Source organism: Streptomyces monashensis, assembly GCF_001866665.1.
GTDB lineage: Bacteria > Actinomycetota > Actinomycetes > Streptomycetales > Streptomycetaceae > Streptomyces > Streptomyces monashensis.
Genome location: NZ_MLYO01000051.1, coordinates 95,566 through 118,192, shown reverse-complemented (window position 1 = coordinate 118,192; position 22,627 = coordinate 95,566). Strand labels below are relative to the sequence as shown.

The following is a 22,627-nucleotide window of genomic DNA, read 5'->3' as shown; positions in this document are numbered from 1 at the left end:
CTTGGCCGTCTCCGCGGCGTTCTCGCGCTCGCGTCCGTCCGCGCGTGCTACGCGGTCTGGTGCGCCAGCAGCGCCACGGCGGTGATCAGCACCGCCAGCAGCGCGATCAGCGCCATCGGGTTCACGCCGCCGAGGAAGCCCTCTTGCTGAAGTCGCTCGCGGTTGGCACGGCACACCGGGCACCGGCCCTCGCTCACGGGCGCCGCACAGTTCGCGCACACCAGCCGGTCGTACGTCATGCGCTCGCCCTCCTTGCACCGGTCATCACTTCTAGAACGCTCACAGGAACGAGAACGTTCCCACTCCACTGTGCCAGGTTCCCGCAAGCGGTGCGCAGGGCACCGGGAGAGCGGGCGGAAGCGCGGGAGGGAACACGGGACGTAAACATGTCCCGGTACAAAAACGTACAAGTATTGCCCAAGCTCTCCCCGCGACTGCACTTGCACACCCGGGTCGCGTATGGTCACGCTCATCTACCCCCGGCGACCCGTGGTGCATCCGTGATCCGATTCGACAACGTCTCCAAGGTCTACCCCAAGCAGAACCACCCCGCACTCAGGGATGTCTCCCTGGAAGTGGAGAAGGGCGAGTTCGTCTTCCTCGTGGGGTCCTCCGGCTCCGGAAAGTCCACCTTCCTGCGGCTGATCCTCCGCGAGGAGCGGTGCAGCCACGGCCAGGTGCACGTGCTGGGCAAGGACCTCGCGCGCCTCTCGAACTGGAAGGTGCCGCAGATGCGCCGCCAGTTGGGGACCGTGTTCCAGGACTTCCGGCTCCTGCCGAACAAGACCGTCGCGGAGAACGTGGCCTTCGCCCAGGAGGTCATCGGCAAGTCCCGCGGCGAGATCCGCAAGTCGGTGCCGCAGGTGCTCGACCTCGTCGGGCTCGGCGGCAAGGAGGACCGCAGGCCCGGCGAGCTGTCCGGTGGTGAGCAGCAGCGCGTGGCCATCGCGCGGGCCTTCGTCAACCGGCCCAAGCTGCTCATCGCCGACGAGCCCACCGGCAACCTCGACCCGCAGACCTCCGTCGGCATCATGAAGCTGCTCGACCGCATCAACCGGACGGGCACGACCGTCATCATGGCGACGCACGACCAGAACATCGTGGACCAGATGCGCAAGCGCGTCATCGAGCTGGAGAAGGGCCGCCTCGTTCGCGACCAGGCCCGCGGCGTCTACGGCTACCAGCACTGACACTGACCGCACCCTGTTCCCGAAAGGCCTGAAGAACCCGCCATGCGCGCCCAGTTCGTCCTGTCCGAGATCGGTGTCGGTCTCCGCCGCAATCTGACGATGACCTTCGCCGTCATCGTCTCCGTCGCCCTGTCCCTGGCCCTCTTCGGCGGCTCGCTGCTGATGAGCGACCAGGTGTCCACCATGAAGGGCTACTGGTACGACAAGGTCAACGTCTCGATCTTCCTGTGCAACAAGCACGACGCGGAGTCGGACGCCAACTGCGCCAAGGGCGCGGTCACCGATGACCAGAAGAAGCAGATCCTCGACGACCTGCACAAGATGCCCATCGTCGAGAAGGTGTCGTACGAGTCGCAGGACGAGGCCTACAAGCACTACAAGGAGCAGTTCGGCAACTCCCCGCTGGCCAGTTCGCTCACGCCGGACCAGATGCAGGAGTCGTACCGCATCAAGCTGAAGGACCCGCAGAAGTACCAGGTCATCGCGAGCGCCTTCAACGGACGTGACGGCGTGCAGTCGGTGCAGGACCAGAAGGGCATCCTGGACAACCTCTTCACGCTGCTGAACCTGATGAACCGGGGCGCGCTCGGCGTGATGGCGCTGATGCTGGTCGTCGCCCTGCTGCTGATCGTCAACACCGTGCGCGTGTCGGCGTTCAGCCGCCGGCGCGAGACCGGGATCATGCGCCTGGTCGGTGCCTCGGGCTTCTACATCCAGGCACCGTTCATCATGGAGGCCGCGGTCGCCGGGCTCATCGGCGGCGGCCTCGCCTGTGTCGCCCTGGTGGTCGGCCGGTACTTCACGATCGACCACGGCATGGACCTCGCCCACAAGCTCCAGCTCATCAACTTCGTCGGCTGGGACGCGGTGTTGACGAAGCTGCCGCTGATCCTCGCGACGAGCGTGCTGATGCCGTCGCTGGCGGCGTTCTTCGCGCTGCGCAAGTACCTGAAGGTGTGACGCATGCCAAGAGGGCCGTACGGGCATCTGCCCGTGCGGCCCTTTTCGTTGTCCTAGACTCACGGCCATGTCAGGCCGAGAACTGTGCCGAGACCTGCTCTGTCCGCCCCGCCGCATCCGCCGCGGGGCCGCCCTGACATTGGTCTTCGCCGGCGTGCTGGCCGCCGGTGCCGCCACCGGCTCCTTCCCGGAGACCATCGACACCGTCCCCACCGCGCACGCGCGCAGGTCCGCCGCCGGTCCGTCGCAGCCGGCCACCCGGCACGAGGACGTCCAGAAGGCCGCCGCCGAGGCGATGGCCGACGGCAAGTCCCCGATGGAGGCGGCCGAACGGGCGGTCAGCCGCAGCGGCGACCGCTGGGGCGCCGTCTACTCCGAGGGCGAGTACCAGGAGTTCCAGGAGGCCCTCGACGGCAGATACACCGGCGTCGGCCTGTCGGCGGGCCGCGAGCAGGACGGCCGGATCGAGGTGACCAAGGTCCAGCCCGACTCGCCCGCCGCCCGGGCCGGCATCCGCCAGGGCGACCGGCTCATCAGCGTCGACGGCGGCAGGGTCGACGGCCGCCCGGTCACCGACGTGGTCTCCTTACTGCGCGGCGACGCCGACGACGCGGCCGCCGGTACGACCGTCACGCTGGGCCTGGAGCGCGGCACGCGCGCGTGGACCGAGAAACTGCGCCGGGCCAGCCTGTCCACGGACCCGGTGGCCGTCTCCCGGCTGCCCGGCGGGGTCACCGTCATCCGGATCGCCGCGTTCACCAGGGGCTCCGGCGACGCCGTGCGTGCCGCGGTCCGCGCGGCACCGGCCGGCGGCGGGATCATCCTCGACCTGCGCGGCAACTCCGGCGGACTGGTCAACGAGGCGGTGGAGACCTCCTCCGCCTTCCTCGACGGCGGCCTCGTCGCCACGTACGACGTCGACGGCGCCCAGCGCTCCCTGCACGCCGCCCCCGGCGGTGACACCGGCCGGCCCCTGGTCGCCCTGGTCGACGGCGGCACGATGAGCGCGGCCGAGATGCTCACCGGCGCCCTGCAGGACCGGGGCCGCGCGGTGGTGATCGGTTCGCGCACCTTCGGCAAGGGCTCCATCCAGATGCCGACCACACTGCCCGACGGGTCGGTGGCCGAGCTGACCGTCGGCCACTACCGCACCCCCCTGGGCCACAGCGTCGACGGCCGCGGGATCACCCCCGACCTGGATGCCGGGCAGGCCGACGGGCAGGCCGCCGTGGAGCGGGCCGAGACCGTGCTCACCGGCCTGGGCGACCCCGATTAAAGGCTGGCCGCGCGACCCCTTCGTAGTGCGAAAATGGACGGCACTATGAGCAAGGGAATGTACGTACCCAAGGAGTCCCAGCCCAAGCAGGGCGGCGCGGCCGCCAAGGCCAGGGACGGCGAGAAGGGCGGCAAGCGCAAGATCGTCGCCCAGAACAAGAAGGCCCGGCACGACTACGCGATCATCGACACCTACGAGGCCGGGCTCGTGCTCACCGGCACCGAGGTCAAGTCGCTGCGCGAGGGACGGACCTCGCTGACGGACGGCTTCGTCCAGATCGACCGGGGCGAGGCGTGGCTGCACAACGCCCACATCCCGGAGTACCACCAGGGCAGCTGGACCAACCACTCCGCGCGCCGCAAGCGCAAGCTGCTGCTGCACCGCGAGGAGATCGACAAGCTGGAGTCCAAGGCCCAGGAGACGGGGCACACGATCGTGCCGCTCGCCCTGTACTTCAGCAACGGCCGCGCGAAGGCCGAGATCGCGCTCGCGCGAGGCAAGAAGGAGTACGACAAGCGGCAGACCCTGCGGGAGAAGCAGGACCGGCGCGAGTCGGACCGCGCGATCGCGGCGGCGAAGCGGAGGCAGCGCGGCGTGTAGGCCGGCCGGCACGGGAGCGCCGGGAATACGGTGGCATCGGCCCGGGTTGGTCACGTACGATGGCACCAACACCGGTTGGACCCGGTGTGCAGTTTGAAAACACAACATGGGGATGATCGGTTTCGACAGCGGCTGTCGAAGCAGGGGAAGCGTGTCGAGGAAGCGGCAATGATCTCGTAAACCATATGTCGCAAAAAATAATCGCCAACACCAAGCGCGATTCCTTCGCCCTCGCTGCCTAAGTAGCGACTTGCGAAGTGTCAGCCCGGGGCTGTTCCCGACCCGGATCCTGGCATCAGCTAGGGAACTAAACCTTGATCCCGGTCACGGGGTGAAAAGGGAAATCTCACAGTGACTGGGCCCGTCGGCGACTTGTTCGCGTGATCGCCGGGGCCGAGAAAATCACAGCGAACTGCACACGGAGAAGCCCTGATTCCGCACCGTTGGACGCGGGTTCGATTCCCGCCATCTCCACCAACCCCTCAGGGGGTACCCCATGTGGGCAAAGGCCCCGTCGCTCCGAGCGGCGGGGCCTTTGTCGTGCCGGTGCGGGCTTACCGGGTCTGACCTCGGCGTTCATCGTTTGTTGATGGCCGGGAGGGAGTGTTGTGAAGCCATCTGCGCATGAACTCCACAAGAGGAAGTGCGTGAATCTCCACCCTGAAAGGGGGTGCAGTGATGAAGCTTCTCTTCGCCATCCGCAACAAGGTCTCCGCTCAGAAGAGCCTGAAGGCGAGCGCCTGGTACTTCTGGTACTAGGCCGATTCGCAGTAACCCGGTGAGGTCGCCCCCGCCGCGTCGGCGGGGGCGATCCCGGTGTCCGCCCGCCTGCCCCTCGGCCCTTCCGGAGACCCGCATGCGCCGCACGTTGTTCCATCCACGGCTTGCCGCCCTGTTCCGGGACCATCTCGGGCAGGACGTCTTCCGGCTCGAACCCGACACCGTCGGAGTCGCCGGGCACGAGGCCGCCGACCGGATCCTCGCCGCCCGCCGGGCCACCGAGACCGAGCGGCCCACGTTCAAGCCGCTGCACGGACGCTCGATCTCGCGCGGCGAGGCGTCCTCGGTGATGCGGACCGTCGGCGGCGACGTACGCGAGGCGCTGCAGAGGACCCGCCCCCGGCCCGGGGACGTCGACCTGTCCGGGGTCTGGCCGCTCAGGGGGCATCTGTTCCTGCGGGACCTGATCCTCGGCCAGGACCCCTACCGGCTGCGGATCCTGATGAGCCGCAACCTCGAACTGACTCCCAAGCTCACCTGGTCGGTGATCGCGGCGGGCGCCGCGCTCCCGGGGCGGCCCGGCCGGCGCGGCGCCCCGTCGACCGCCCTCGCGGGCCTGACGGCCGACGCCACCGGCTACCACGAGCGCCGGTACGCCATGGGCATGTACCGCCGGGCGGCGGCGCCGGTGTGCTTCACGGTCTCCACGCTGGTCGCGAACGCGCTGTGGCTCGGCTCGCCCTTCGACCCCGATACGCCGAACCGGCACATCCTGCACGAGGCCATGCGGCTGCTGCCGCCGTCCTGGAACATCCTGCGCAACGCGTCGCCCGAGTACCCCGCCGTCGACGACCGGATCGGCGCCGGCGACGACGTCCTCGTCCTCCCGCTCCTCTCCCACCGGGACCCGAAACTGTGGGAGGACCCGCACGCGTTCCGCCCGGAGCGCTGGGAGACCCTCGACCCGGACACCGCCCCCGGCTACCTCCCCTTCGGCCACTCCTCCGAGCGCTGCTGGGGCCGGCACATGGTGATGCCGCTCGCCGAGCTGCTCCTGGACCTCGTGCGCGGCGCGGGACTCGACGTCAGCCCCGACCAGGGCTCCGCCAAGGTCCCCCTCCTCGGCCTGCTCGGAGTCGAGGACGTCCGGGTGACGAAGGCGCGCCACCGTGCCGCTGCCTGATCCGGCACACGAGGCCGAACTGGCGGCCGGGGCCGGGCCGGTGGCCGGTGCCGGGACCGTGACCGAGGCCGAGCTGGTGGCTGGGGCCGTGACCGGGGCCGTGTCCGGGGTCGGGATCGAGGCCGAACTGGCGGCCGGGGCCGGGCCGGTGGCCGGTGCCGGGACCGTGACCGAGGCCGAGCTGGTGGCTGGGGCCGTGACCGGGGCCGTGTCCGGGGTCGGGATCGAGGCCGGGCTGGTGGCTGGGGCCGGGGCTGGGGTCGGGATCGAGGCCGGGCCGGTGACGATCGCCGGTACCACGATCCCGGCCGGGGAGTTCGTGCAGATCGCGTTGGCGGCCGCCAACCGGGACCCGGCGGTCTTCGCGGACCCCGACCGCTTCGACGTCACCCGCGACGCCTCCCGGCACCTGGCGTTCGGCCACGGCATCCACCACTGCCTGGGCGCACCGCTGGCCCGCCTGCAGGCCGAGATCGCGTTCACCCACGTACTGCGGCGCTTCCCCGGCCTGCGTCTCGCCGGTCGCGAGCGTTCCCCCGAGTGGCAGGACAACCCTCGGCACCGCGGCCTGCTCAGCCTTCCGGTCCGTCTGCGCTGACGTTCCGGCGGACGCCCGTCGATGCCGTGTGGACGAGCAGCGCGAGCGCGGCCGCGGCGGCCGGGACGGCGAGGGCGGTGCCGGGGGAGAGGTGCTGGGCCGTCCAGCCGCCGGCCGCCGAGCCGCAGGCGATGCCGGTGAGCAGCCCGGTCACCACCAGGCTCATGCCCTCGTTCAGCCGGTCGGCCGGGGTGCGCCGCTGCACCAGGGTCATCGCCGTCACCATCGTCGGCGCGGTCGCCATGCCCGCGACCAGCAGCGCGCCCGCGAGCGCCGGCAGCGAACCGGCGGCCCCGGCCGCCGCCCACGGCAGGGCCATCAGGACGGCCATGGCGGCCAGGCAGTGGCCGAGCCGCACCCCCGCCGGCCTGCGCGCCCCGAACACCAGGCCCGCCGCGCACGAGCCCGCCGCCTGGAGCGCGAGGACGGCACCGGCCACCGCGCGGTGGCCGTGCGCGTCGGCGAAGGCGATCGTGCCGACCTCCATCGAGCCGAACACCATGCCGGTCGCGACGAAGCAGGCCAGCAGCGGCCGGATGCCGGGGCTGCGCAGCGGCGACGGCGCCCTCGAACGCGCGCCGACCGGCGGCTCGGTGGCGCGCTGCGCGGTGAACAGCAGCATGCCGGCGAGCAGCAGCACCGCTCCGGTGAGCGTGCCCGCCTCCGGGAAGAACGTGCCGGTCAGGAAGGACGCGAGCACCGGGCCGAGCATGAAGCACAGCTCGTCGGCGGCCTGCTCGAAGGCGTTCGCGGTGTGCAGCGCGCCGGGGTCGTCGCGCAGCAGATGGGCCCAGCGGGCGCGGGAGAGGCCGCCGATGTTGGGGGTGGCCGCGGTCGCGGCGTAGGCGGCGAACAGGGTCCAGTCGGGAGCGCCGAAACGCACGCACAGCAGCAGCGCGAGGCTGCCGAGCACGGAGAGGAGCGTGGCGGGCACGGCGATCCGGGCCTGCCCGTGCCGGTCGATCAGCCGGGCGATCCCGGGTCCGGCGAGCGCTGTCGCCACGAGTCCGGTCGCGGTGACGGCACCGGCGAGGGCGTACGAACCCCGGGACCCGGCGATCATCACGACAGCGCTCACGCTGAACATGCCCATCGGCAGCCGGGCGAGCAGATTGCCGGTGGTGAACGCACGCGTGCCGCGCAGGGAGAAGAGCCGGAGGTAGGCGCTCCGGCGCGCCGGAGTCGATATGACGGAGGGCATGGATTCACCCTCGCCCAGGGTGGATCAAGGGGTCCAACACCTGCTCGGCGCCCATTCACGCACCCGTGTTGTAAGTTCGCGCTCATGCCCGCCGACCTGGACCCGAGACTGCTGCGCGCCTTCGTCGCCGTCGCCGAGGAACTGCACTTCACCCGGGCCGCCGCCCGGCTGTACGTCGCCCAGCAGGCGCTCAGCCGTGATGTGCGGCGGCTGGAGCGGGAGTTGGGCGCCGAGCTGTTCCTGCGGAGCACGCGGCAGGTGACGCTGACGGCCGACGGTGAGCGCCTGCTGCCGTACGCCCGCCGGGTCCTGGCGGCGCAGGACGAGCTGCTGGCGGCCCGCACGTCCTTCGGGCGGGCCCGCCCGCTGCTGGTGGACCTCAACTCGCCGGGCCTCGTCACCGGTCGCCGGGTGCTGCACCGGGCCCGTGAACTCGCCCCCGACTGCGAGCTGATGGCTCGCTACGAGAGCGGTCTGACCGGAGCCGCCGAGCAGATCCTGTCGGGCCGGCTGGACGTCTCCTTCGGCCGGTTCGCCGGGCTGGACCCGGCGCTGCGGTCGGGGCTGGAGCGGCAGCCGGTGCGCTACGAGCCGATGGCCGTGATCCTGCCCGAGGCGCACCGGCTGGCCGCGCTGCCCGAGGTGCCGGTGGCGTCGCTGGCCGGGGAGACGGTGTACGCCGGTGCCGGCAATCCGCGCACCCTGGAGTGGACCGACCTGGCGTCCCGCCTGTTCGAGGGGTACGGCATCCGGCTCGCCCCGCCGCTGCCGCTGGCCGTCGGGGACGAGGAGTTCGAGCGGATCATGGGCAAGACCCGGTATCCGGTGCTGGCCGTGGTGGACTTCCCGGCCCTGCCCCGCACGGTCCGCCGCCCGCTCGTCGACCCCGTTCCGCTGTCGCCGGTCTCGCTGGTGTGGCGCAGGGGCCTGGTCCATCCGGGGCTGGACGCGCTGCGGCGGGCGGCGGCGGAGCCGGCGGAGCGGGAGGGATGGCTGCGACTGCCTGTGGAGGCGTGGATTCCACTTGAGGACATATTTCCCTTGCCCGGGAAGATTCGATGAAAGTCGATTCGATGAACATTCGAATCGGTGAACGCGCCGCGCCTTCGTGCCCGGCAATGCCCGGCAGTTCGCTCGCACAACACCCAACGAGCCGGAACACCTACCGTTTCGGACCAATAGGACAGGCTAAGACCTTAACGTAACCTCAACAATCTTGTTCGCTGTTGAAGCTTCAAAGGATCATTGTGCTCTCGACCCGGTAAGCCATGGACTACCGGATTTGAGTACCCATCCGATACCACGGGGAGCAAAGTAGTGAACATGTTCAAGAAGGCGGCGATTCTGGTCGGTGCGGCAGGAGCTGCCACGGCGCTCATGGCCGGACCTGCGTTCGCGGGGCCCATCTACGCGACGCAGGGTGGTTCGTCGTCCAGCGGCAACTGCGACAACCACGTGACTGGCGGCAACATCTCCAGCTCTCCCCGCCCCTTCGTCGCCACGGCCTTCGGCGGCGTGGGATGTGACAAGTGGAGCGCGGCTGTCGAGGTCGTGTACTACGACAACTTCAACACCGAGCAGGCCGACCACGCGGGCTCGACGCCGACTCAGAACGGCCCGCAGTCGCAGATCATCAAGCAGACCTACGAGTACAACAGCATCGTTGAGGTCATCGGGTCCCAGCGTGACAGCAACAACAACCCGACTCCTGGGGTTTACCTGTACTTCTAGGTGACAGGTCGCTTTCGTAGCGACGTCTGAATTCAAACCGTCACCCGCTTCCCCTTGGTGACAATTCTCCTCGGGGAAGCGGGTGGCATCTCAATCAACAGCTTCGAAGCAGCGGCAAAGCGAGAGCACGATGACCATTCGCAAGCACGGTCGTGACCGGCTGTTCAAGGTGCTCGGTGTGACAGTCTCCGTACTCGTGATTGCAGGACTTGCAATCTCTGCGCTGATGACGCACAGCAGTAGTGCCAATAGCGCCGAACCTATTACGAAACCAGCAGGAAAACTGAACCCCAGGGCTACTCTTGTTCCGTTGCCAATGGGCAGATTCGCGGTTCTCGCTGCGGCCAGTGAAAACACGAGGCCGAGCAACTGGTCACCCCTCGCATGGGTGACCGGCGGGACAGAGTGCTACGGCGTTGGAGAAGTATCCGCACCGGACCATCCGCACCAAGTTGCGTGTGGCCCGGCGCAGGTCGGCTGGAATCGGCCCGGAACGCCCAAGCTCTGGACGAAGCCGCATTTTGTGGCTCAGCTGTTCCGGGGAAGCTCGATGGACATGCTGGCCATTGGCTTTGTCCAGGGCTCTGCGAGCACCGTCGACGTGACCATGACCTCGGGCCGGACGATCAAAAGCCATGTGGTTCCACTCCCGGCGCCCAATCCGGGGTTGGTCGGGGCTTACTCACTGTGGCTTCCTACTGACTCGGGACGCGTAGGGTGGAACGATATACGTCACGTCGTCGCGAAGAACGCGTCGGGCGCACCGATAGCCGAGCTAGGCTAGTTTCGGATTTTCGCCAGTCTCGACAATTCTGTAACCTACTCCTCGCAGTGTTCTGATCTCAACCCCAGATCTCCTGATCTTCCCTCGAAGGATCGCGATATGAACTTCGAGGCTCCGGCTGACTTCCGATATGTCCGCCCGCCAGAGATGGCGGGCCAGCACTTCACGGCGAACCACCACGTCGGCATGAGAGGCCAAGTACCACAGCAGGTCGAATTCTCTCGGCTTCACATGGGTGTCTACGCCGTTGACTGAGAGAGTCCTTCTGGAGCCATCGAGCACGAGGGCTCCGACCCTTAGCTCATCGTAAGCCTCTACCTGTGGCTCCGGGTCAAAAGTGACTCGGGTTCGCTCCAGAATGGCGTTGATGCGGGCCAGGAGCTCCGGAATGAAATACGGCTTGCATACGTAATCGTCGGCGCCGGCGCGGAAACCCCGCAATCTGGATTCGGGATCAGTCTGACTGCTGACGACGATCACGGGTATTTTCGTTGTGCGTCGGATCCTTGAGCAGAGTTCAAGGCCGCCTCTGCCAGGCAACCCGTCGTCGACTATAGCCAAGTCTGGATTGCTCGACATGGCGATCATCGCTTCATCGTAGTTCCTTGCCAATGAGGTTTGGAACCCATGCCTGTTGAGAAGCTCTGATTGTATCCTCAATACTCGCAAGTCGTCTTCGACAAGCATTATCCTCATGTACATCCCCCGTGCGCAGTCGGCATCATGGTCAACAGCGATGCCGTGTGCATGATCCTGAGCGCGGAATGCCGAGCTGTCAACAGCCCGGCGACGCTGTTTTCAGTGTTCGATATCCCGAACCTGATTGCACGCCGGCCGGTCCCGACAATTCGGCTGGCCGACTCTGGGGGAGGTAAGAGTTTTGCAAGCGCTCTTTTTGTAATCGGTCACGGGGCGGCGCCCCGGCGCGTGAAATGGCTTCTGGTGGCTGGGTGCTCAGCCACCAGAAGCCCCGGTGTTCGTCGAGAAGTCAGCCGTTCGCCCCGGCCGGGGTCGAGGTCGTGGTGATGCCCTCCGTCTTGTCGGCCTGGAGGGCGAACTCATTGGTGAACGTCTTGGACAGATCCACCGACGACGTGGCGTGGCCCACGAGTTCCTCGGTCGCCAGAACGGTCTTCGGACCGCCGGCCGGCATGATGCCGTCCGGGAGGAACTGGCCCTTGTCCGCGGTCAGGGCCGTGATGTAGTCGGCCTTGGTGATCAGCGGGTTCGACACGTACGACGACGGCAGCTTGTCGGCGATGTCGGCCGCGCTGTGCGTGCTGATCCAGTGCATGGTGGCGACGAGCGCGTCCACGACCTTCTGCGCCGTGTCCTTGTGGGAGTTGACCCAGCTGGTCTGGGCGAGGACGGTCGCGGCAGGCCAGGTGCCGCCGAGCGCCGCCTTGGCGCCCGCGGTGCTGGCCAGGTCGATCGTCGGGGTGCCGATGCCCTTCTTCTCGATCGCGGCGACCGTCGGCTGCGTCGTCATCACGCAGGCGGTCTTGCCGTTCTGCAGCGCGGCGACGGCGGTGCCGCCCTCGGAGACACCGATCCGGCTGAACTGGTTGGCCTTGACGCCCTTCTGCGCGCCCATGAACTGGGTGAGCGTGTCGGTGCCCGACCCGATGTCGGTGACGCCGAGCGTCTTCCCCTTGAAGTCCGCGCCGGAGTGGACGCCGCTGTTCGGGGTGCACATCTCCCGTTCGCCCGGGGCGCCGGACAGCTGGACGATGCCCTCCACCGCCTTGCCCTTCACCTGGAAGTCGATGGTGTGGACGTACCAGGCGCCCGCCATGTCCACCTGCCCGGAGGCCATGGCGTCCTCGGCGCCGACACCGCCCTGGTGCTCGGTGCTCAGCGAGACGTCGACGCCGTACTTCTTGTAGAAGCCGAGCTTGTCGGCCAGCTCGTAGGGCAGGTAGATCTGCTTGTCGATGCCGCCGACCATGAGCTTGACGGTCGGCAGGCCGCTCGCGCTGCTGGAGCCGCCGGAACAGGCACTGGTGGCACCGAGGGCGAGGACGGTGAGGAGAGACGCGGCGACGGCGACGGGTCGTCTGGACATGGCGGCCACTTTCCTTCGGGAGGGGACGGAAGAGGGGGGAACGGGGAGGGAATCAGAGGGAGTTGACCTCGGACGGGGACGGTGGGCGCCAGGCCAGCAGCCGGTGTTCGAGCTTGCCGATCAGCCACTCGGCGCCCATCACGATGACGGCGACGACGAACATGGTCGCGAACACGCCGTTGGGGTCGAAGTTGTCCATCGAGGTCTTGATGACCAGGCCGAGGCCGTGCTGCGCGCCGAGCACCTCGCCGACCAGCGCGCCGACGATGGCGAAGCCGAAGGCGCTGTGCAGGCTGGCGATGATCCAGGTGAGCGCCGAGGGCACGGTGACGTGCCGGACGATCTGCAGCTCCGAGGCGCCGAGCACCTTGGCGTTGGCGAGGATGTTGCGGTCCACCTCGCGCACGCCCTGGAAGGCGTTGAAGAAGACGATGAAGAACACCAGGACCGCGGCGAGCAGGACCTTCGGGAGCGTGCCGATGCCGAACGCGATCATGAAGATCGAGCCGAGGACGATACGCGGGATCGCGTTCACGATCTTGATGTAGGGGCCGAGCACGTCGGAGAGGAACCGGCTCTGGCCCAGGGCGACGCCGACGACGACCCCTGTGACGGTCCCGATGGCGAAGCCGATGAGCGCCTCCTGGAGCGTGGTCCAGATGTCCGCGTAGTAGGACCCCTGCTCGGTGCCGTGCTGGAAGAGGTCGATCAGCCGCGTGACGATGCCGGTCGGCTGCCCGAAGAAGAACTTGTCGACGATCCCCAGCGCGGTGAACGCCTGCCAGCCGCCGACGACGAGGATCCCGAGGACGATGCGGCCCGTCCACATCGCCGTGACGCGCTTGCGGACCTTGCGTCTGGCGTCGGTCTCCACCGAGGCCTGCGCGCCGTTGCCGGCCGGAGCGGGGGAGACGGTGGACGTCGTGCTCATGCCTTACCTCCTGCGGTGCGGGCGTACGCGCGCTCCACCTCTTCGCGCAGCGTGTCCCAGATCTGGTGCTGCAGTTCGATGAACCGGGGCTGGAAGCGGATCTCCTGGACGGAGCCGCGCGGGCGGGGCAGGTCGATGTCGAAGACCGCCTTGACCGAACCGGGGCTGGAGGTCATCACGACGACCCGGTCGGCGAGCGCCACGGCCTCGTCGAGGTCATGGGTGATGAAGACGACGGTCGGCCGGATCTGCTCCCACAGGGTCAGCAGCTCGGTCGACATGATCGCCTTGGTCTGCACGTCCAGGGCACCGAACGGCTCGTCCATGATCAGGATCTTGGGCTCGTTGATCAGGGCCGCCGCCATGGCGACGCGCTTGCGCATACCGCCGGAGAGCTGGTGCGGATAGCGGTCCTCGAACCCGGCGAGCCCCACCCGGCGCAGCCAGTCCCGGGCCGAGGCCTGCGCCTGCTGCTTGGGCACGCCACGGAAGACCGGGCCCATCAGCACATTGCCGAGGACCGTCTTCCACGGCAGCAGCGCGTCCGCCTGGAACATGAAGCTGACGCCGTCGGTGATGCCGTCCACCTCGCGGCCGCCGACCTTCACCGAGCCCTCGCTGGGCCGGTCGAGCCCGGAGACCATGCCCAGGGTGGTCGACTTGCCGCAGCCGGTGGGACCGACCACCGCGCAGAACTGGCCGGGCTCCACGGTGAACGACACGTCTTGCAGTGCCGTGAACACCTCACCGGCCGGGGTCAGGAATCGCTTGGTGAGCCCGGAGATCTCGATGCGCGCATCCTCACGCGCTGCTGCGCCTGCGGTCGCCGTACCGGTGATCGGGCTCTTCGCGACATCGTTTCGCGAAGCCATGGGGGGCCGTCTCCTTCCACGCCTCGAGGGGCGGGTTCCACACCTCGTCGGGTCGAGTTCCGCACCTCGTCGGGAGCGGGTGAAGGCAGACGCTAGAGGCCACCCGGTGTTACGTCGCTGTTTCCCAGGTATCCCGCGAAAGCCGCGTAAACCGGGGTTCTGCTCGTTCTGCTCAGTGAAACGGGGCTGGGCAGAATTCCGGCCATCAGGCACAATCGCGCCACCACGGGTCCGGCGCAGGGCCGTCCCGGCACCACTCAGAACAGGGGCGATGAGGCACCTGTGACACCCATCCGCATACGGATCGGGCGCGGCGGGAGGGGGAGACTGTCCGCGCGGATCCTCGTCAGCCAGCTCGCCATCCTGGCGCTCACGGGCGTCATCGGCTTCGGCCTGTTCGCCTTCGCGCAGCGCTCCGCGCTCGACCGCACCTACGAGGAGCGAGCCGTGGCCATCGCCAAGACGACGGCCGCCGACCCGCAGGTCCGCCGGGCCATGCAGGACGAGAGCGTCGGTGGCGCGGTACGGCCCGGCATCGTCCAGGCCGTCGCCGAACGCATCCGGCAGTCGTCGGGGGCGTCGTACGTCGTGGTGATCGACCTGCATGGCATCCGCCACTCGCACCCCATGCCGCAGCTGGTCGGCTCGCCGGTGACCGAGCCGATCGTGGCGCGGGACGGCCTGCCGCACGTCGGTACCGACCAGGGCGCGACCGGGCGGTCCGCCAACGGCAGGGTGCCGCTGTACGGGCCGACGGGCGACCTGGTCGGCGAGGTGTCGGTGGGCATGCCGGAGAACGACGTCGTCGGCGAGCTCTGGCGCGAGCTTCCCACCTTCGGCCTGTACGCCGCGATCGCCACCGCTCTCGGTTCTGTGGCCGCGTTCCTGCTGGCCAGGCAGCTGAAGCGGACCACGTTCGGGCTGGAGCTGGAGGAGATCGCCGGGCTGTTGCAGGACCGTGAGGCGATGCTGCACGGCATCCGTGAGGGCGTCATAGCCTTCAACCCGGACGGCAGGATCAGCGTGGTGAACGACGAGGCGCGCCGACTGCTCGGCCTGGGCACCGCGCTCGGCAGCACCCTCGGCCAGGTCCTGCCCGACGGCCGGCTGCGCCGGGCCCTGGACGGCACCGTGACCGGCACCGACATCGACGTGCTGACCGACGAGCACTGTCTGGTCGTCAACCGGATGCCGGTGACCCTGCACGGGCGGGAGCTGGGCGCGGTGGTGACCGTCCGGGACCGCACCGAACTGGTCGGACTGCTGCGGGAGCTGGACTCCGTGCGCGGTCTGACGGACGCCCTTCGAGCACAGCAGCACGAGTTCACCAACCGGATGCACACGCTCGCCGGACTGCTGGACATCGGGGCGTACGACGACGCGTACGAGGTGGCCGTGGAGTCGGCCGGTGCCGGGCAGGCGCTCACCGAGTCCGTGCGCAAGCGGATCGGCAACCCGCTGATGGTCGGTCTGGTCGTGGCCAAGACGACGGTGGCCGCCGAGCGCGGGGTGTATGTCGAGCTGGACGCCGGCTCCGCGCTGGGCGAGGACCCGCCGCATCTGCCCCGGCTGCTGACGATCGTCGGCAATCTGCTGGACAACGCGATCGACGCGGCGGCCGACGGACCGCCCCCGGCGGGCGGACGCGCGGTACGGCTCACGCTCACCGAGGAGGAGCGGGTGACGACCGTCCGGGTGGCCGACACGGGCCCCGGCATCGCGCCCGGCGCCCACGACTCGATCTTCGAGGACGGCTGGTCGACCCGCCCCGACCGGGGCACCGCCCGGCGCGGCCTGGGCCTCGCCCTGGTCCACCGCCTGGTGATGCGGCACGGCGGCACGATCACCGTCAGCGAGGGTCCGGGCGCGGTCTTCACCGTACGGCTGCCCCTGCCGGATCCTGTGACGACCGGTGGAAGGATGACGCTGTCCGTGGGAGGAGGTGACCGCTGATGATCCGCACCCTGGTCGTGGACGACGACTTCCGGGTCAGCCACATCCACTGCGACTACGTGTCCCGGGTCCGGGGGTTCGAGGTGGTGGGCGAGGCGGCGAGCGTGGCCGACGCCCTGCAGGCGGTGCACGACCTGCGCCCCGACCTGCTCCTCCTCGACATCTTCCTGCCCGACGGCAGCGGACTGGACGTGCTGCGCCGCCTCACCGGGGACGCGGGCGGCGCCCGCCCCGACGCCTTCGTCATCACGGCGGACCGGGACATCGCCTCGGTCCGCACGGCCATGAAACTCGGCGCGGTCGGCTACCTGGTCAAGCCGTTCGGCGCCGCCGACCTGGCGGAACGGCTCACCGCGTACCGCGAGCTCCAGCACCGCGTCGACACCCTCGGGGAGACCATGGAGACCGAACAGGCCGATGTGGACGCCCTGTTCAGCGCGGTGCGGCCGCCCGCCGTGCCCCGGGTCCCGGCCAAGGGCCACTCGGCGCCCACGCTCGCGCTGGTCCAGCAGACGCTGCGCACCGCCCACCGCGATCTGTCGGCCGCCGAGGCCGCCGAGCTGACGGGAGTCTCCCGGGCGACAGCTCAGCGTTATCTGTCGTACCTCGTCAAGGAGGGAACGGTCCGCCTGATCCTGCGCTACGGGGCGACGGGCCGGCCGGAGCACCGGTACCGCATCGCGTCCTGAGGCACGGCGGCTTCCCTCACCGGTCGGCTTGTGAGTGAGTGAGAGCAACGTTCCCTTCCGGTCACCCACAGCCACAGCGCGGAAACTCCCGCTCCCTACCTTCGGGCTCAGTGTCGTGCAGCCGGAGCCCGTGGAGGAACGAGCGATGACAGCCCCAGCCGCATCAGGCGTACCCCGTCGCAGTGGCCGTTGGATCGAGCGATGGGATCCGGAGGACGAGGGATTCTGGCAGGCGACCGGGGAGCGGATCGCCCGCCGGAACCTGTGGTTCTCGGTGCTCTCGGAACACATCGGCTTCTCGGTCTGGACCCTGTGGTCCGTGCTGGTCCTGTTCATGGGGCCGAAGTACGGCCTGACCCCCGCCGACAAGTTCCTGCTGACCTCGATGGTCACGCTGGTCGGCGCGGTCGTCCGGGTCCCCTACACCTTCGCCGTCGCCGTCTTCGGCGGCCGCAACTGGACGATCATCTCGGCGGGCCTGCTGCTGGTGCCGACGGTGGCGGCGTTCGCGGTGATGAAGCCGGGCACGTCCTTCACGACGTTCCTGCTGGTGGGCCTGCTGGCGGGCATCGGCGGCGGCAACTTCGCGTCCTCCATGACCAACATCAACGCCTTCTTCCCGCTGCGGAAGAAGGGCTGGGCCCTGGGCCTGAACGCGGGCGGCGGCAACATCGGCGTGCCGGTGATCCAGCTGGTCGCGCTGGCGATCATCGGCGCCAACGGCGGCCCGCGGCTGCTGCTGGGCATCTACATCCCCCTGATCGTCCTGGCGGCCGCCCTGGCGGCGGTCTTCATGGACAACCTGGCGACGGTGAAGAACGACACCGGCGCGGCGAAGGACGCGGCGAAGGACGCCCACACCTGGATCATGTCCTTCCTCTACGTCGGCACGTTCGGCTCCTTCATCGGCTACAGCTTCGCCTTCGGCCAGGTCCTGACGAACCAGTTCGGCCGCACCCCGCTCCAGGCGGCGTACCTCACCTTCATCGGCCCGCTGCTCGGCTCCCTGATCCGCCCGCTGGGCGGCTGGCTGGCCGACCGCTACGGCGGCGCCCGCATCACGCTCTGGAACTACGTGGGCATGGCGGCCGCGACGGCCGTCCTGATCATGGCCAGCATGCAGAAGTCCCTCCCCCTGTTCGTGTCCGTCTTCGTCGTCCTGTTCGTCCTGAGCGGCCTCGGCAACGGCTCGACGTACAAGATGATCCCGGGCATCTTCCAGGCGAAGGCGCTGGCGAAGGGCCTGACGGGCGAGGAGGCGGTGGCCCACGGCCGCCGTCTGTCCGGCGCCTCGATGGGCCTGATCGGCGCGGTGGGCGCGCTCGGCGGCGTCGGCATCAACATGGCCTTCCGCCAGTCGTTCCTCTCCTACGGCTCCGGGACGGGCGCGTTCGTCGCCTTCCTCGCCTTCTACGGCGTGTGCTTCGCGCTGACGTGGGCCGTATACCTCCGCCGCCCGGTGAGGCAGGCTGTAACGGAGGCCACGACGGAAACGAAGTCGCAGCTCAGCTACGCCGAAGTGTGACGTACGGCCGGTGTCGAGGTAGGACGTAACACCGGTGACATCACCCCGAACCGAGCCTGTCACGCGCCGTTGACAGGCTCGTACGGCATACCGGTCAGGGGCGTGTGCCGGTGAGCGAGGAGAGCCATGTACGACGAAGAGCAGCAGCATCCCGAGCACGGTCCGCTCGCGGGATTCACCGTGGGCGTCACCGCCGCGCGCCGGGCCGAGGAGCTGAGCGCGCTGCTCCAGCGGCGCGGTGCCGTCGTCCTGCACGCGCCCGCCCTGCGGATCGTGCCGCTCGCCGACGACGGGGAACTCCTCGCCGCGACGAAGGAGATCATCGACCAGGCCCCGGACACCGTCGTGGCCACGACCGCCATCGGCTTCCGGGGCTGGGTGGAGGCGGCCGAGGGCTGGGGCCTGGGCGACCCGCTCCTCGCCCGTCTTCGGGAGGCGGAACTGCTGGCCCGCGGCCCGAAGGTCAAGGGCGCGATCCGCGCGGCCGGACTGACGGAGGAGTGGTCCCCGTCCTCGGAATCCATGGCGGAGGTCCTGGACCGCCTCCTGGAGGAGGGCGTGGAGGGCCGCCGTATCGCGGTACAGCTGCACGGTGAGCCGTTGCCGGGCTTCGTGGAGTCTTTGCGTGCCGGTGGTGCGGAGGTGCTTCCGGTCCCGGTGTACCGCTGGATGCCGCCGGAGGACACGGCCCCGCTGGACCGTCTGCTGGACGCGACGATCGCGCGCTCGCTGGACGCCCTGACCTTCACGAGCGCCCCGGCGGCGGCGTCGCTGCTGTCGCGCGCCGAGGACAGGGCCCTCCTTCCGGACCTGCTCTCCGCCCTCTCCCACGACGTCCTCCCGGCCTGCGTGGGCCCGGTGACGGCGCTCCCCCTCCAGGCGCACGGCGTGGACACGGTCCAGCCGGAGCGCTTCCGGCTGGGACCGCTGGTGCAGTTGCTGTGCCAGGAACTCCCGGCGCGGGCCCGTTCGTTGCCGATCGCCGGTCACCGGGTGGAGATCCGGGGCCACGCGGTCCTGGTCGACGGCGACCTGAAACCCGTCCCCCCGGCCGGCATGTCCCTGCTGCGCGCCCTGTCCCGCCGCCCCGGCTGGGTGGTGCCCCGCTCGGACCTGCTGCGGGCGTTGCCGGGCGCGGGCCGCGACGAACACGCGGTGGAAACGGCGATGGCCCGCCTCCGCACGGCCCTCGGCACCCCGAAACTGATCCAGACGGTGGTGAAGCGCGGCTACCGCCTGGCCTTGGACCCGGCGTCGGATGCGAAGTACGCGGACGCGTAGGCGATCCGGCTCGGTCCCCGTCACCCCGTCTCGAACCACAACACCTTCCCGGCGTTCCGGTCCAGCGGGCCGTCCCCGATGCGGAGGCCGCCGCCCCCCCGCCACCTGGACGGAGTTCCTCCGCTACGCGGCCGGCGGTGGCGATGCCGACGCCTGAGGAGCGGCTTCGGCGGGCCGGCCCCAGCGGTCAGGAGTAGGTCCAGCGCCACCTGCTCCCGCTGGGGGCGCACGTGATGCTCGTGCCGGAGGCGTCCGTCGTCGTCGCTCCGTGGTCGCTGTTGCGGCAGAACTCGCCGGCGGAGTAGCAGTTCCCCGCGTTGGAGACGATGGAGCAGGTGCCCGACGCGCTCTGACTGCCGGAACCGTCTGAGCTGCTGCCGCCGTTGTCGGTGGCCGCCTGGGCGGTGACCGTCACCGTCGCCTTGACCGTCTTCGTCACGGTCGGTCCAGGTGCGGGCTTCGCGGGTGCTGTCGCCGTTGCGGTGGTGGTGGCGGTGACGGTCGCGGTGGGCCGGGGCTGACTGGCCGCCGTCTTCACGCTGTTGCCGTCGCTGTGCTGCCCGTCGGCGCCCGCGCCGATCCCCAGGAGGAAAGCGAAGCCGATCGCGGGCAGTACATAGCGCTTCCGGGCCCACTTCGGAGCGGGGCGCACCGGCGGGGTGGGTGGTGACGGCATGTATGGGCTGGTCATTCGTCCCCCTGGGATGTCCGAGAAGCGACGACGGTAGCCCGCGAGGCGCCAGATCTGTGAGTAATGCGCAGGAGAGGTGATGAACTTGTGATGGTCGCCTCGTGTGGTGGGCCGCTGGTCCAGCCCGGCGGCCCACCGGTCGCTCAGCCCGCGGTCACTGGGTGACCAGGGTCCAGTGCATGTCCTGCAGAGTCTTGAAGATCGGCACGAAGTACACACCCTGCACGCACCAGGGGGTGCGCACGCCGCTGTCGAGGACGTACTCCGACGACGGGCAGGTCACGGTGCGGTCGAGGGCGGTGATCATGCCACGTGCCTCGTCGGAGGTGTAGTTGTTCACCCCTGCGAAGACCGGTCCGCCGCTGTCGCCGTTCGCCGCCGCGATGTGGTCCTTCGTGCGTGACGTGGAGTAGGCGAGGTCGGTGTCCGGTCGGTAGACGCCGTTCGCTCCCGTGACCCCGATGTCCGTCTCGGAGATCTGCACACCGCAGTGCACGCCGGAGTTGGCGCCGTCGGTGCAGACGTAGTCCCCCACGTTGTTGTGGCCCCAGCCGGTGACGGGCTTGGAGTACCCGTCGGTCTCGTTCGCCGGACCGTCGTACAGTCGCCCGGCGGACTGCCCGGACGGCAGGCTGATGCCCAGGGCGTCGTCCGACGCGAGCCGCTGGGCGCTGTCGGTGGTGCCGATGAGCCTGTTGCCCCAGTAGGTGTGCCACACGCCGCCGCGACCGTCGCAGTGGTAGGCCGCGCTGAGCTCGTACCGCCCGTCGGCGGTCTTGACGCTGAACGCGCTGGAACAGACGCCCCCGCCGGGGTTGCGCAGGGCCGCCCCGCCATGCCACGGAGTGTTGTCCTCCTGCCGCGAGGAGAGGTCCACGCTCAGCGGCTGGTACGCCACAGTGGTGTGGACCCCGGTCAGTCGGTCGGCGACCGCCTTGACCTCACCCGACCTGTCCTGGCGAGCGGCCGACGCCAGCGGGTCCATCCGCTCGCTCTTGCCCGTGCCACGGTCTTCGTCGTAGCCGATCCGCAGTCCGCTTCCGTCGACCGCGGGGCCGATGCTGGTGATGCGGAGGGGGGCCGACGTGCCGGCGATGCGCAGATCCGCCGGCTTTCCGCCGCGCAGAAGCCTGTTCCGGGCCGCGTGCAGGTCGGCCTTGGAGTAGCGGGCCGGAAGGACCGAAGCGTGCACGCCCTCGGGCAGGTGGGCGAGGATGCGCCGTACCCGCTGCGGCGGGGTGCCCTTCCAGTGCAGACGCAGGCTGTTGTGGAGGGGGTCGACTTCGATGTCGGTGAAGCCGGGAATCCTGGCGCGGTCCGATTCGGAGAGTCCCTCGGTGATCCGGCCGGCGATCTTGTCGAGGGTTTCCTGCCTCTTCTCGATCGTCTGACCGCCCGAACCGGCGGCCGCTGCCGGGGCGGGGACTGCCGATTGCGCCGACGCACCCGCGGACGGGGACGCGATGAAGGGGAGGGACAGGGTCAGCGCCGCGACGGGGAGGGCTATGCCTATCCGTCTGCGGCGTCTGCCGGATTTCTTCACAGGGCCTCGTTTCCTCGGTTGTCTCCCCCCGAAGTGGGGGTCTGTGGTAAATGACGTGCGCGGAGGCGCAGTCGTTGGCAGGCTGCCCCGGTGAATCGTGAAGAGATCTCCCGCATCGCTCATGCCGAACACCCCATCAAGTCCCCCCTCGACGACGACTCCGTGCGCCGGCTGCTGGAACGCGGCCTGCCGAAGGGGGACGAGCGAGTGCTCGACCTCGGCTGCGGCCAGGGGGAATGGCTCCTGCGCGCCCTGGCCGCGCGCCCGGATGCGCACGCGGAGGGGGTGGACATCTCCGAGGACGCCCTGGCCCAGGCGGCTGTCGCGGCGCGCGAACTCGGCGTCCAGGACCGTCTCGTCCTGCACCACCGGAAGGCCGAGGAGTTCGCGTCCGAGGAGCCCTTCGACGTAGTCCTCAGTTTCGGGGCCGCGCATGCCTTCGGCGGCCTGCTGCCCACCCTCGCCGCGGCCCGCAAGCACCTCGCTCCCGGCGGCCGTGTCCTCATCGGGGACGGGTTCTGGGAGCGCCCTCCGTCGCAGGAGGCCGTCGAGATGCTCGGGAACTTCACCGACCTGGCGGACACCGTGGACCGTGTCGTCGCCGACGGCTGGACCCCGGTCGACGGACACGTCAGCACGCGCCGGGAGCTGGACGACTACGAGTGGGCCTGCTGGGGCTCGCTGGCCGCGTGGGCCCTGGACCGCCCTGAGGATCCGGACAGCCCGGAGGTGCTGGAGACCGCCAACACCCGCCGTACCGAATGGCTGCGCGCCTACCGGGAAACCTGGGGCTTCGTCTCCCTGGTTCTGCGCCGGACGGCCGACTCCGCCTGA

23 protein-coding genes and 1 other RNA gene are annotated in these 22,627 nt (G+C 69.4%); 16 read left to right on the top strand and 8 right to left on the bottom strand.

Annotated elements, in window-relative coordinates; translation table 11 throughout:
• Positions 1 to 47: 47 nt before the first annotated feature.
• Positions 48 to 239, bottom strand: coding sequence for a hypothetical protein (locus BIV23_RS28695; protein WP_071377745.1), 192 nt, complete (start codon positions 237 to 239; stop codon positions 48 to 50).
• Positions 240 to 500: 261 nt separating this feature from the next.
• On the opposite strand from BIV23_RS28695, the gene ftsE reads away from it, so the two are divergent.
• The 8 genes from ftsE (at position 501) to BIV23_RS53630 (ending at position 6,527) form a co-directional block, all read left to right on the top strand.
• Positions 501 to 1,190, top strand: a complete 690-nt coding sequence (ftsE, locus tag BIV23_RS28690) for a cell division ATP-binding protein FtsE (RefSeq protein WP_071377746.1) — start codon at positions 501 to 503, stop codon at positions 1,188 to 1,190.
• A 42-nt stretch (positions 1,191 to 1,232) separates the two neighbouring features.
• Positions 1,233 to 2,150, top strand: coding sequence for a permease-like cell division protein FtsX (ftsX, locus tag BIV23_RS28685; protein WP_071383868.1), 918 nt, complete (start codon positions 1,233 to 1,235; stop codon positions 2,148 to 2,150).
• Positions 2,151 to 2,217: 67 nt separating this feature from the next.
• A complete protein-coding gene (locus tag BIV23_RS28680; RefSeq protein WP_177240065.1) occupies positions 2,218 to 3,426 on the top strand; it encodes a S41 family peptidase in 1,209 nt (402 codons plus the stop codon).
• Positions 3,427 to 3,483: 57 nt separating this feature from the next.
• A complete protein-coding gene (gene smpB, locus BIV23_RS28675) occupies positions 3,484 to 4,026 on the top strand; it encodes an SsrA-binding protein SmpB (RefSeq protein ID WP_071383910.1) in 543 nt (180 codons plus the stop codon).
• A 108-nt stretch (positions 4,027 to 4,134) separates the two neighbouring features.
• Positions 4,135 to 4,503, top strand: a transfer-messenger RNA (tmRNA) gene (gene ssrA / locus BIV23_RS28670).
• A 201-nt stretch (positions 4,504 to 4,704) separates the two neighbouring features.
• The gene (locus tag BIV23_RS54060; protein WP_218161885.1) at positions 4,705 to 4,785 is read left to right on the top strand and encodes a tryptorubin family RiPP precursor; all 81 of its coding nucleotides are present in this window, start codon (positions 4,705 to 4,707) and stop codon (positions 4,783 to 4,785) included.
• Positions 4,786 to 4,882: 97 nt separating this feature from the next.
• Positions 4,883 to 5,929 (top strand): cytochrome P450, encoded by a 1,047-nt coding sequence (locus tag BIV23_RS28665; RefSeq protein WP_071383866.1) that lies wholly within the window; start codon positions 4,883 to 4,885, stop codon positions 5,927 to 5,929.
• On the top strand, positions 5,916 to 6,527 hold the full coding sequence (locus BIV23_RS53630) for a cytochrome P450 (protein ID WP_071383865.1): 612 nt from the start codon (positions 5,916 to 5,918) through the stop codon (positions 6,525 to 6,527). Before BIV23_RS28665 ends, BIV23_RS53630 begins: the two co-directional genes overlap by 14 nt.
• On the opposite strand, the gene BIV23_RS28655 is transcribed toward BIV23_RS53630, so the two are convergent.
• Positions 6,502 to 7,728, bottom strand: a complete 1,227-nt coding sequence (locus BIV23_RS28655) for an MFS transporter (RefSeq protein ID WP_071383864.1) — start codon at positions 7,726 to 7,728, stop codon at positions 6,502 to 6,504. The two genes, BIV23_RS53630 and BIV23_RS28655, sit on opposite strands and share 26 nt — an antisense overlap.
• Positions 7,729 to 7,812: 84 nt before the next feature.
• Between BIV23_RS28655 and BIV23_RS28650 the strand changes: the two genes are divergently transcribed.
• The 3 genes from BIV23_RS28650 to BIV23_RS49740 all read left to right on the top strand — a co-directional run bounded on the left by BIV23_RS28650 (position 7,813) and on the right by BIV23_RS49740 (position 10,243).
• Entirely contained in the window at positions 7,813 to 8,790 is a 978-nt protein-coding gene (locus BIV23_RS28650; RefSeq protein ID WP_071383863.1) for a LysR family transcriptional regulator, read from the top strand.
• Positions 8,791 to 9,045: 255 nt separating this feature from the next.
• Complete coding sequence (locus BIV23_RS28645; RefSeq protein ID WP_071383862.1) at positions 9,046 to 9,459, top strand: hypothetical protein; 414 nt, start codon at positions 9,046 to 9,048, stop codon at positions 9,457 to 9,459.
• Positions 9,460 to 9,589: 130 nt separating this feature from the next.
• Positions 9,590 to 10,243: a hypothetical protein gene (locus tag BIV23_RS49740; protein ID WP_143079126.1), complete on the top strand. Its 654-nt coding sequence runs from the start codon at positions 9,590 to 9,592 to the stop codon at positions 10,241 to 10,243.
• Here BIV23_RS49740 and BIV23_RS46970 read toward each other — a convergent pair.
• The 4 genes from BIV23_RS46970 to BIV23_RS28630 all read right to left on the bottom strand — a co-directional run bounded on the left by BIV23_RS46970 (position 10,235) and on the right by BIV23_RS28630 (position 14,111).
• Positions 10,235 to 10,939 carry a response regulator transcription factor gene (locus tag BIV23_RS46970; RefSeq protein ID WP_177240064.1) on the bottom strand — a complete coding sequence of 235 codons (705 nt, stop codon included), beginning with the start codon at positions 10,937 to 10,939 and terminating at the stop codon, positions 10,235 to 10,237. The genes BIV23_RS49740 and BIV23_RS46970 overlap by 9 nt on opposite strands.
• A 292-nt stretch (positions 10,940 to 11,231) precedes the next feature.
• Positions 11,232 to 12,308, bottom strand: coding sequence for an ABC transporter substrate-binding protein (locus BIV23_RS28640; protein ID WP_071383861.1), 1,077 nt, complete (start codon positions 12,306 to 12,308; stop codon positions 11,232 to 11,234).
• Positions 12,309 to 12,360: 52 nt separating this feature from the next.
• Positions 12,361 to 13,239 carry an ABC transporter permease gene (locus BIV23_RS28635; RefSeq protein WP_071383860.1) on the bottom strand — a complete coding sequence of 293 codons (879 nt, stop codon included), beginning with the start codon at positions 13,237 to 13,239 and terminating at the stop codon, positions 12,361 to 12,363.
• Positions 13,236 to 14,111 carry an ABC transporter ATP-binding protein gene (locus BIV23_RS28630; protein ID WP_079173431.1) on the bottom strand — a complete coding sequence of 292 codons (876 nt, stop codon included), beginning with the start codon at positions 14,109 to 14,111 and terminating at the stop codon, positions 13,236 to 13,238. The genes BIV23_RS28635 and BIV23_RS28630 overlap by 4 nt, the downstream gene beginning before the upstream one ends.
• Before the next feature lie 282 nt (positions 14,112 to 14,393).
• On the opposite strand from BIV23_RS28630, the gene BIV23_RS28625 reads away from it, so the two are divergent.
• From BIV23_RS28625 to BIV23_RS28610, 4 genes are all read left to right on the top strand, one after another.
• Positions 14,394 to 16,064, top strand: coding sequence for an ATP-binding protein (locus BIV23_RS28625; protein WP_107471286.1), 1,671 nt, complete (start codon positions 14,394 to 14,396; stop codon positions 16,062 to 16,064).
• A complete protein-coding gene (locus tag BIV23_RS28620) occupies positions 16,064 to 16,753 on the top strand; it encodes a response regulator (protein WP_071383859.1) in 690 nt (229 codons plus the stop codon). Before BIV23_RS28625 ends, BIV23_RS28620 begins: the two co-directional genes overlap by 1 nt.
• A gap of 145 nt (positions 16,754 to 16,898) precedes the next feature.
• Positions 16,899 to 18,278 carry a nitrate/nitrite transporter gene (locus tag BIV23_RS28615; protein WP_071383858.1) on the top strand — a complete coding sequence of 460 codons (1,380 nt, stop codon included), beginning with the start codon at positions 16,899 to 16,901 and terminating at the stop codon, positions 18,276 to 18,278.
• A 126-nt stretch (positions 18,279 to 18,404) separates the two neighbouring features.
• Positions 18,405 to 19,559 (top strand): uroporphyrinogen-III synthase, encoded by a 1,155-nt coding sequence (locus BIV23_RS28610; protein ID WP_071383857.1) that lies wholly within the window; start codon positions 18,405 to 18,407, stop codon positions 19,557 to 19,559.
• A 187-nt stretch (positions 19,560 to 19,746) separates the two neighbouring features.
• Here the strand turns inward: BIV23_RS28610 and BIV23_RS28605 are convergent, their stop codons facing one another.
• Both BIV23_RS28605 and BIV23_RS28600 read right to left on the bottom strand, forming a co-directional pair.
• Positions 19,747 to 20,250 carry a hypothetical protein gene (locus BIV23_RS28605; RefSeq protein WP_071383856.1) on the bottom strand — a complete coding sequence of 168 codons (504 nt, stop codon included), beginning with the start codon at positions 20,248 to 20,250 and terminating at the stop codon, positions 19,747 to 19,749.
• Positions 20,251 to 20,404: 154 nt separating this feature from the next.
• Entirely contained in the window at positions 20,405 to 21,793 is a 1,389-nt protein-coding gene (locus tag BIV23_RS28600) for a S1 family peptidase (RefSeq protein ID WP_071383855.1), read from the bottom strand.
• A gap of 90 nt (positions 21,794 to 21,883) precedes the next feature.
• On the opposite strand from BIV23_RS28600, the gene BIV23_RS28595 reads away from it, so the two are divergent.
• Entirely contained in the window at positions 21,884 to 22,627 is a 744-nt protein-coding gene (locus BIV23_RS28595) for an SAM-dependent methyltransferase (protein ID WP_071383854.1), read from the top strand.

Coding starts and splice junctions, on each gene's coding strand:
- BIV23_RS28695 (WP_071377745.1), bottom strand. CDS start 239: ATGACGTACGACCGGCTGGTGTGCGCGAACTGTGCGGCGCCCGTGAGC.
- ftsX (WP_071383868.1), top strand. CDS start 1,233: ATGCGCGCCCAGTTCGTCCTGTCCGAGATCGGTGTCGGTCTCCGCCGC.
- BIV23_RS28680 (WP_177240065.1), top strand. CDS start 2,218: ATGTCAGGCCGAGAACTGTGCCGAGACCTGCTCTGTCCGCCCCGCCGC.
- smpB (WP_071383910.1), top strand. CDS start 3,484: ATGTACGTACCCAAGGAGTCCCAGCCCAAGCAGGGCGGCGCGGCCGCC.
- BIV23_RS54060 (WP_218161885.1), top strand. CDS start 4,705: ATGAAGCTTCTCTTCGCCATCCGCAACAAGGTCTCCGCTCAGAAGAGC.
- BIV23_RS28665 (WP_071383866.1), top strand. CDS start 4,883: ATGCGCCGCACGTTGTTCCATCCACGGCTTGCCGCCCTGTTCCGGGAC.
- BIV23_RS28655 (WP_071383864.1), bottom strand. CDS start 7,728: ATGCCCTCCGTCATATCGACTCCGGCGCGCCGGAGCGCCTACCTCCGG.
- BIV23_RS28650 (WP_071383863.1), top strand. CDS start 7,813: ATGCCCGCCGACCTGGACCCGAGACTGCTGCGCGCCTTCGTCGCCGTC.
- BIV23_RS49740 (WP_143079126.1), top strand. CDS start 9,590: ATGACCATTCGCAAGCACGGTCGTGACCGGCTGTTCAAGGTGCTCGGT.
- BIV23_RS46970 (WP_177240064.1), bottom strand. CDS start 10,939: ATGAGGATAATGCTTGTCGAAGACGACTTGCGAGTATTGAGGATACAA.
- BIV23_RS28640 (WP_071383861.1), bottom strand. CDS start 12,308: ATGTCCAGACGACCCGTCGCCGTCGCCGCGTCTCTCCTCACCGTCCTC.
- BIV23_RS28635 (WP_071383860.1), bottom strand. CDS start 13,239: ATGAGCACGACGTCCACCGTCTCCCCCGCTCCGGCCGGCAACGGCGCG.
- BIV23_RS28630 (WP_079173431.1), bottom strand. CDS start 14,111: ATGGCTTCGCGAAACGATGTCGCGAAGAGCCCGATCACCGGTACGGCG.
- BIV23_RS28620 (WP_071383859.1), top strand. CDS start 16,064: ATGATCCGCACCCTGGTCGTGGACGACGACTTCCGGGTCAGCCACATC.
- BIV23_RS28615 (WP_071383858.1), top strand. CDS start 16,899: ATGACAGCCCCAGCCGCATCAGGCGTACCCCGTCGCAGTGGCCGTTGG.
- BIV23_RS28610 (WP_071383857.1), top strand. CDS start 18,405: ATGTACGACGAAGAGCAGCAGCATCCCGAGCACGGTCCGCTCGCGGGA.
- BIV23_RS28605 (WP_071383856.1), bottom strand. CDS start 20,250: ATGACCAGCCCATACATGCCGTCACCACCCACCCCGCCGGTGCGCCCC.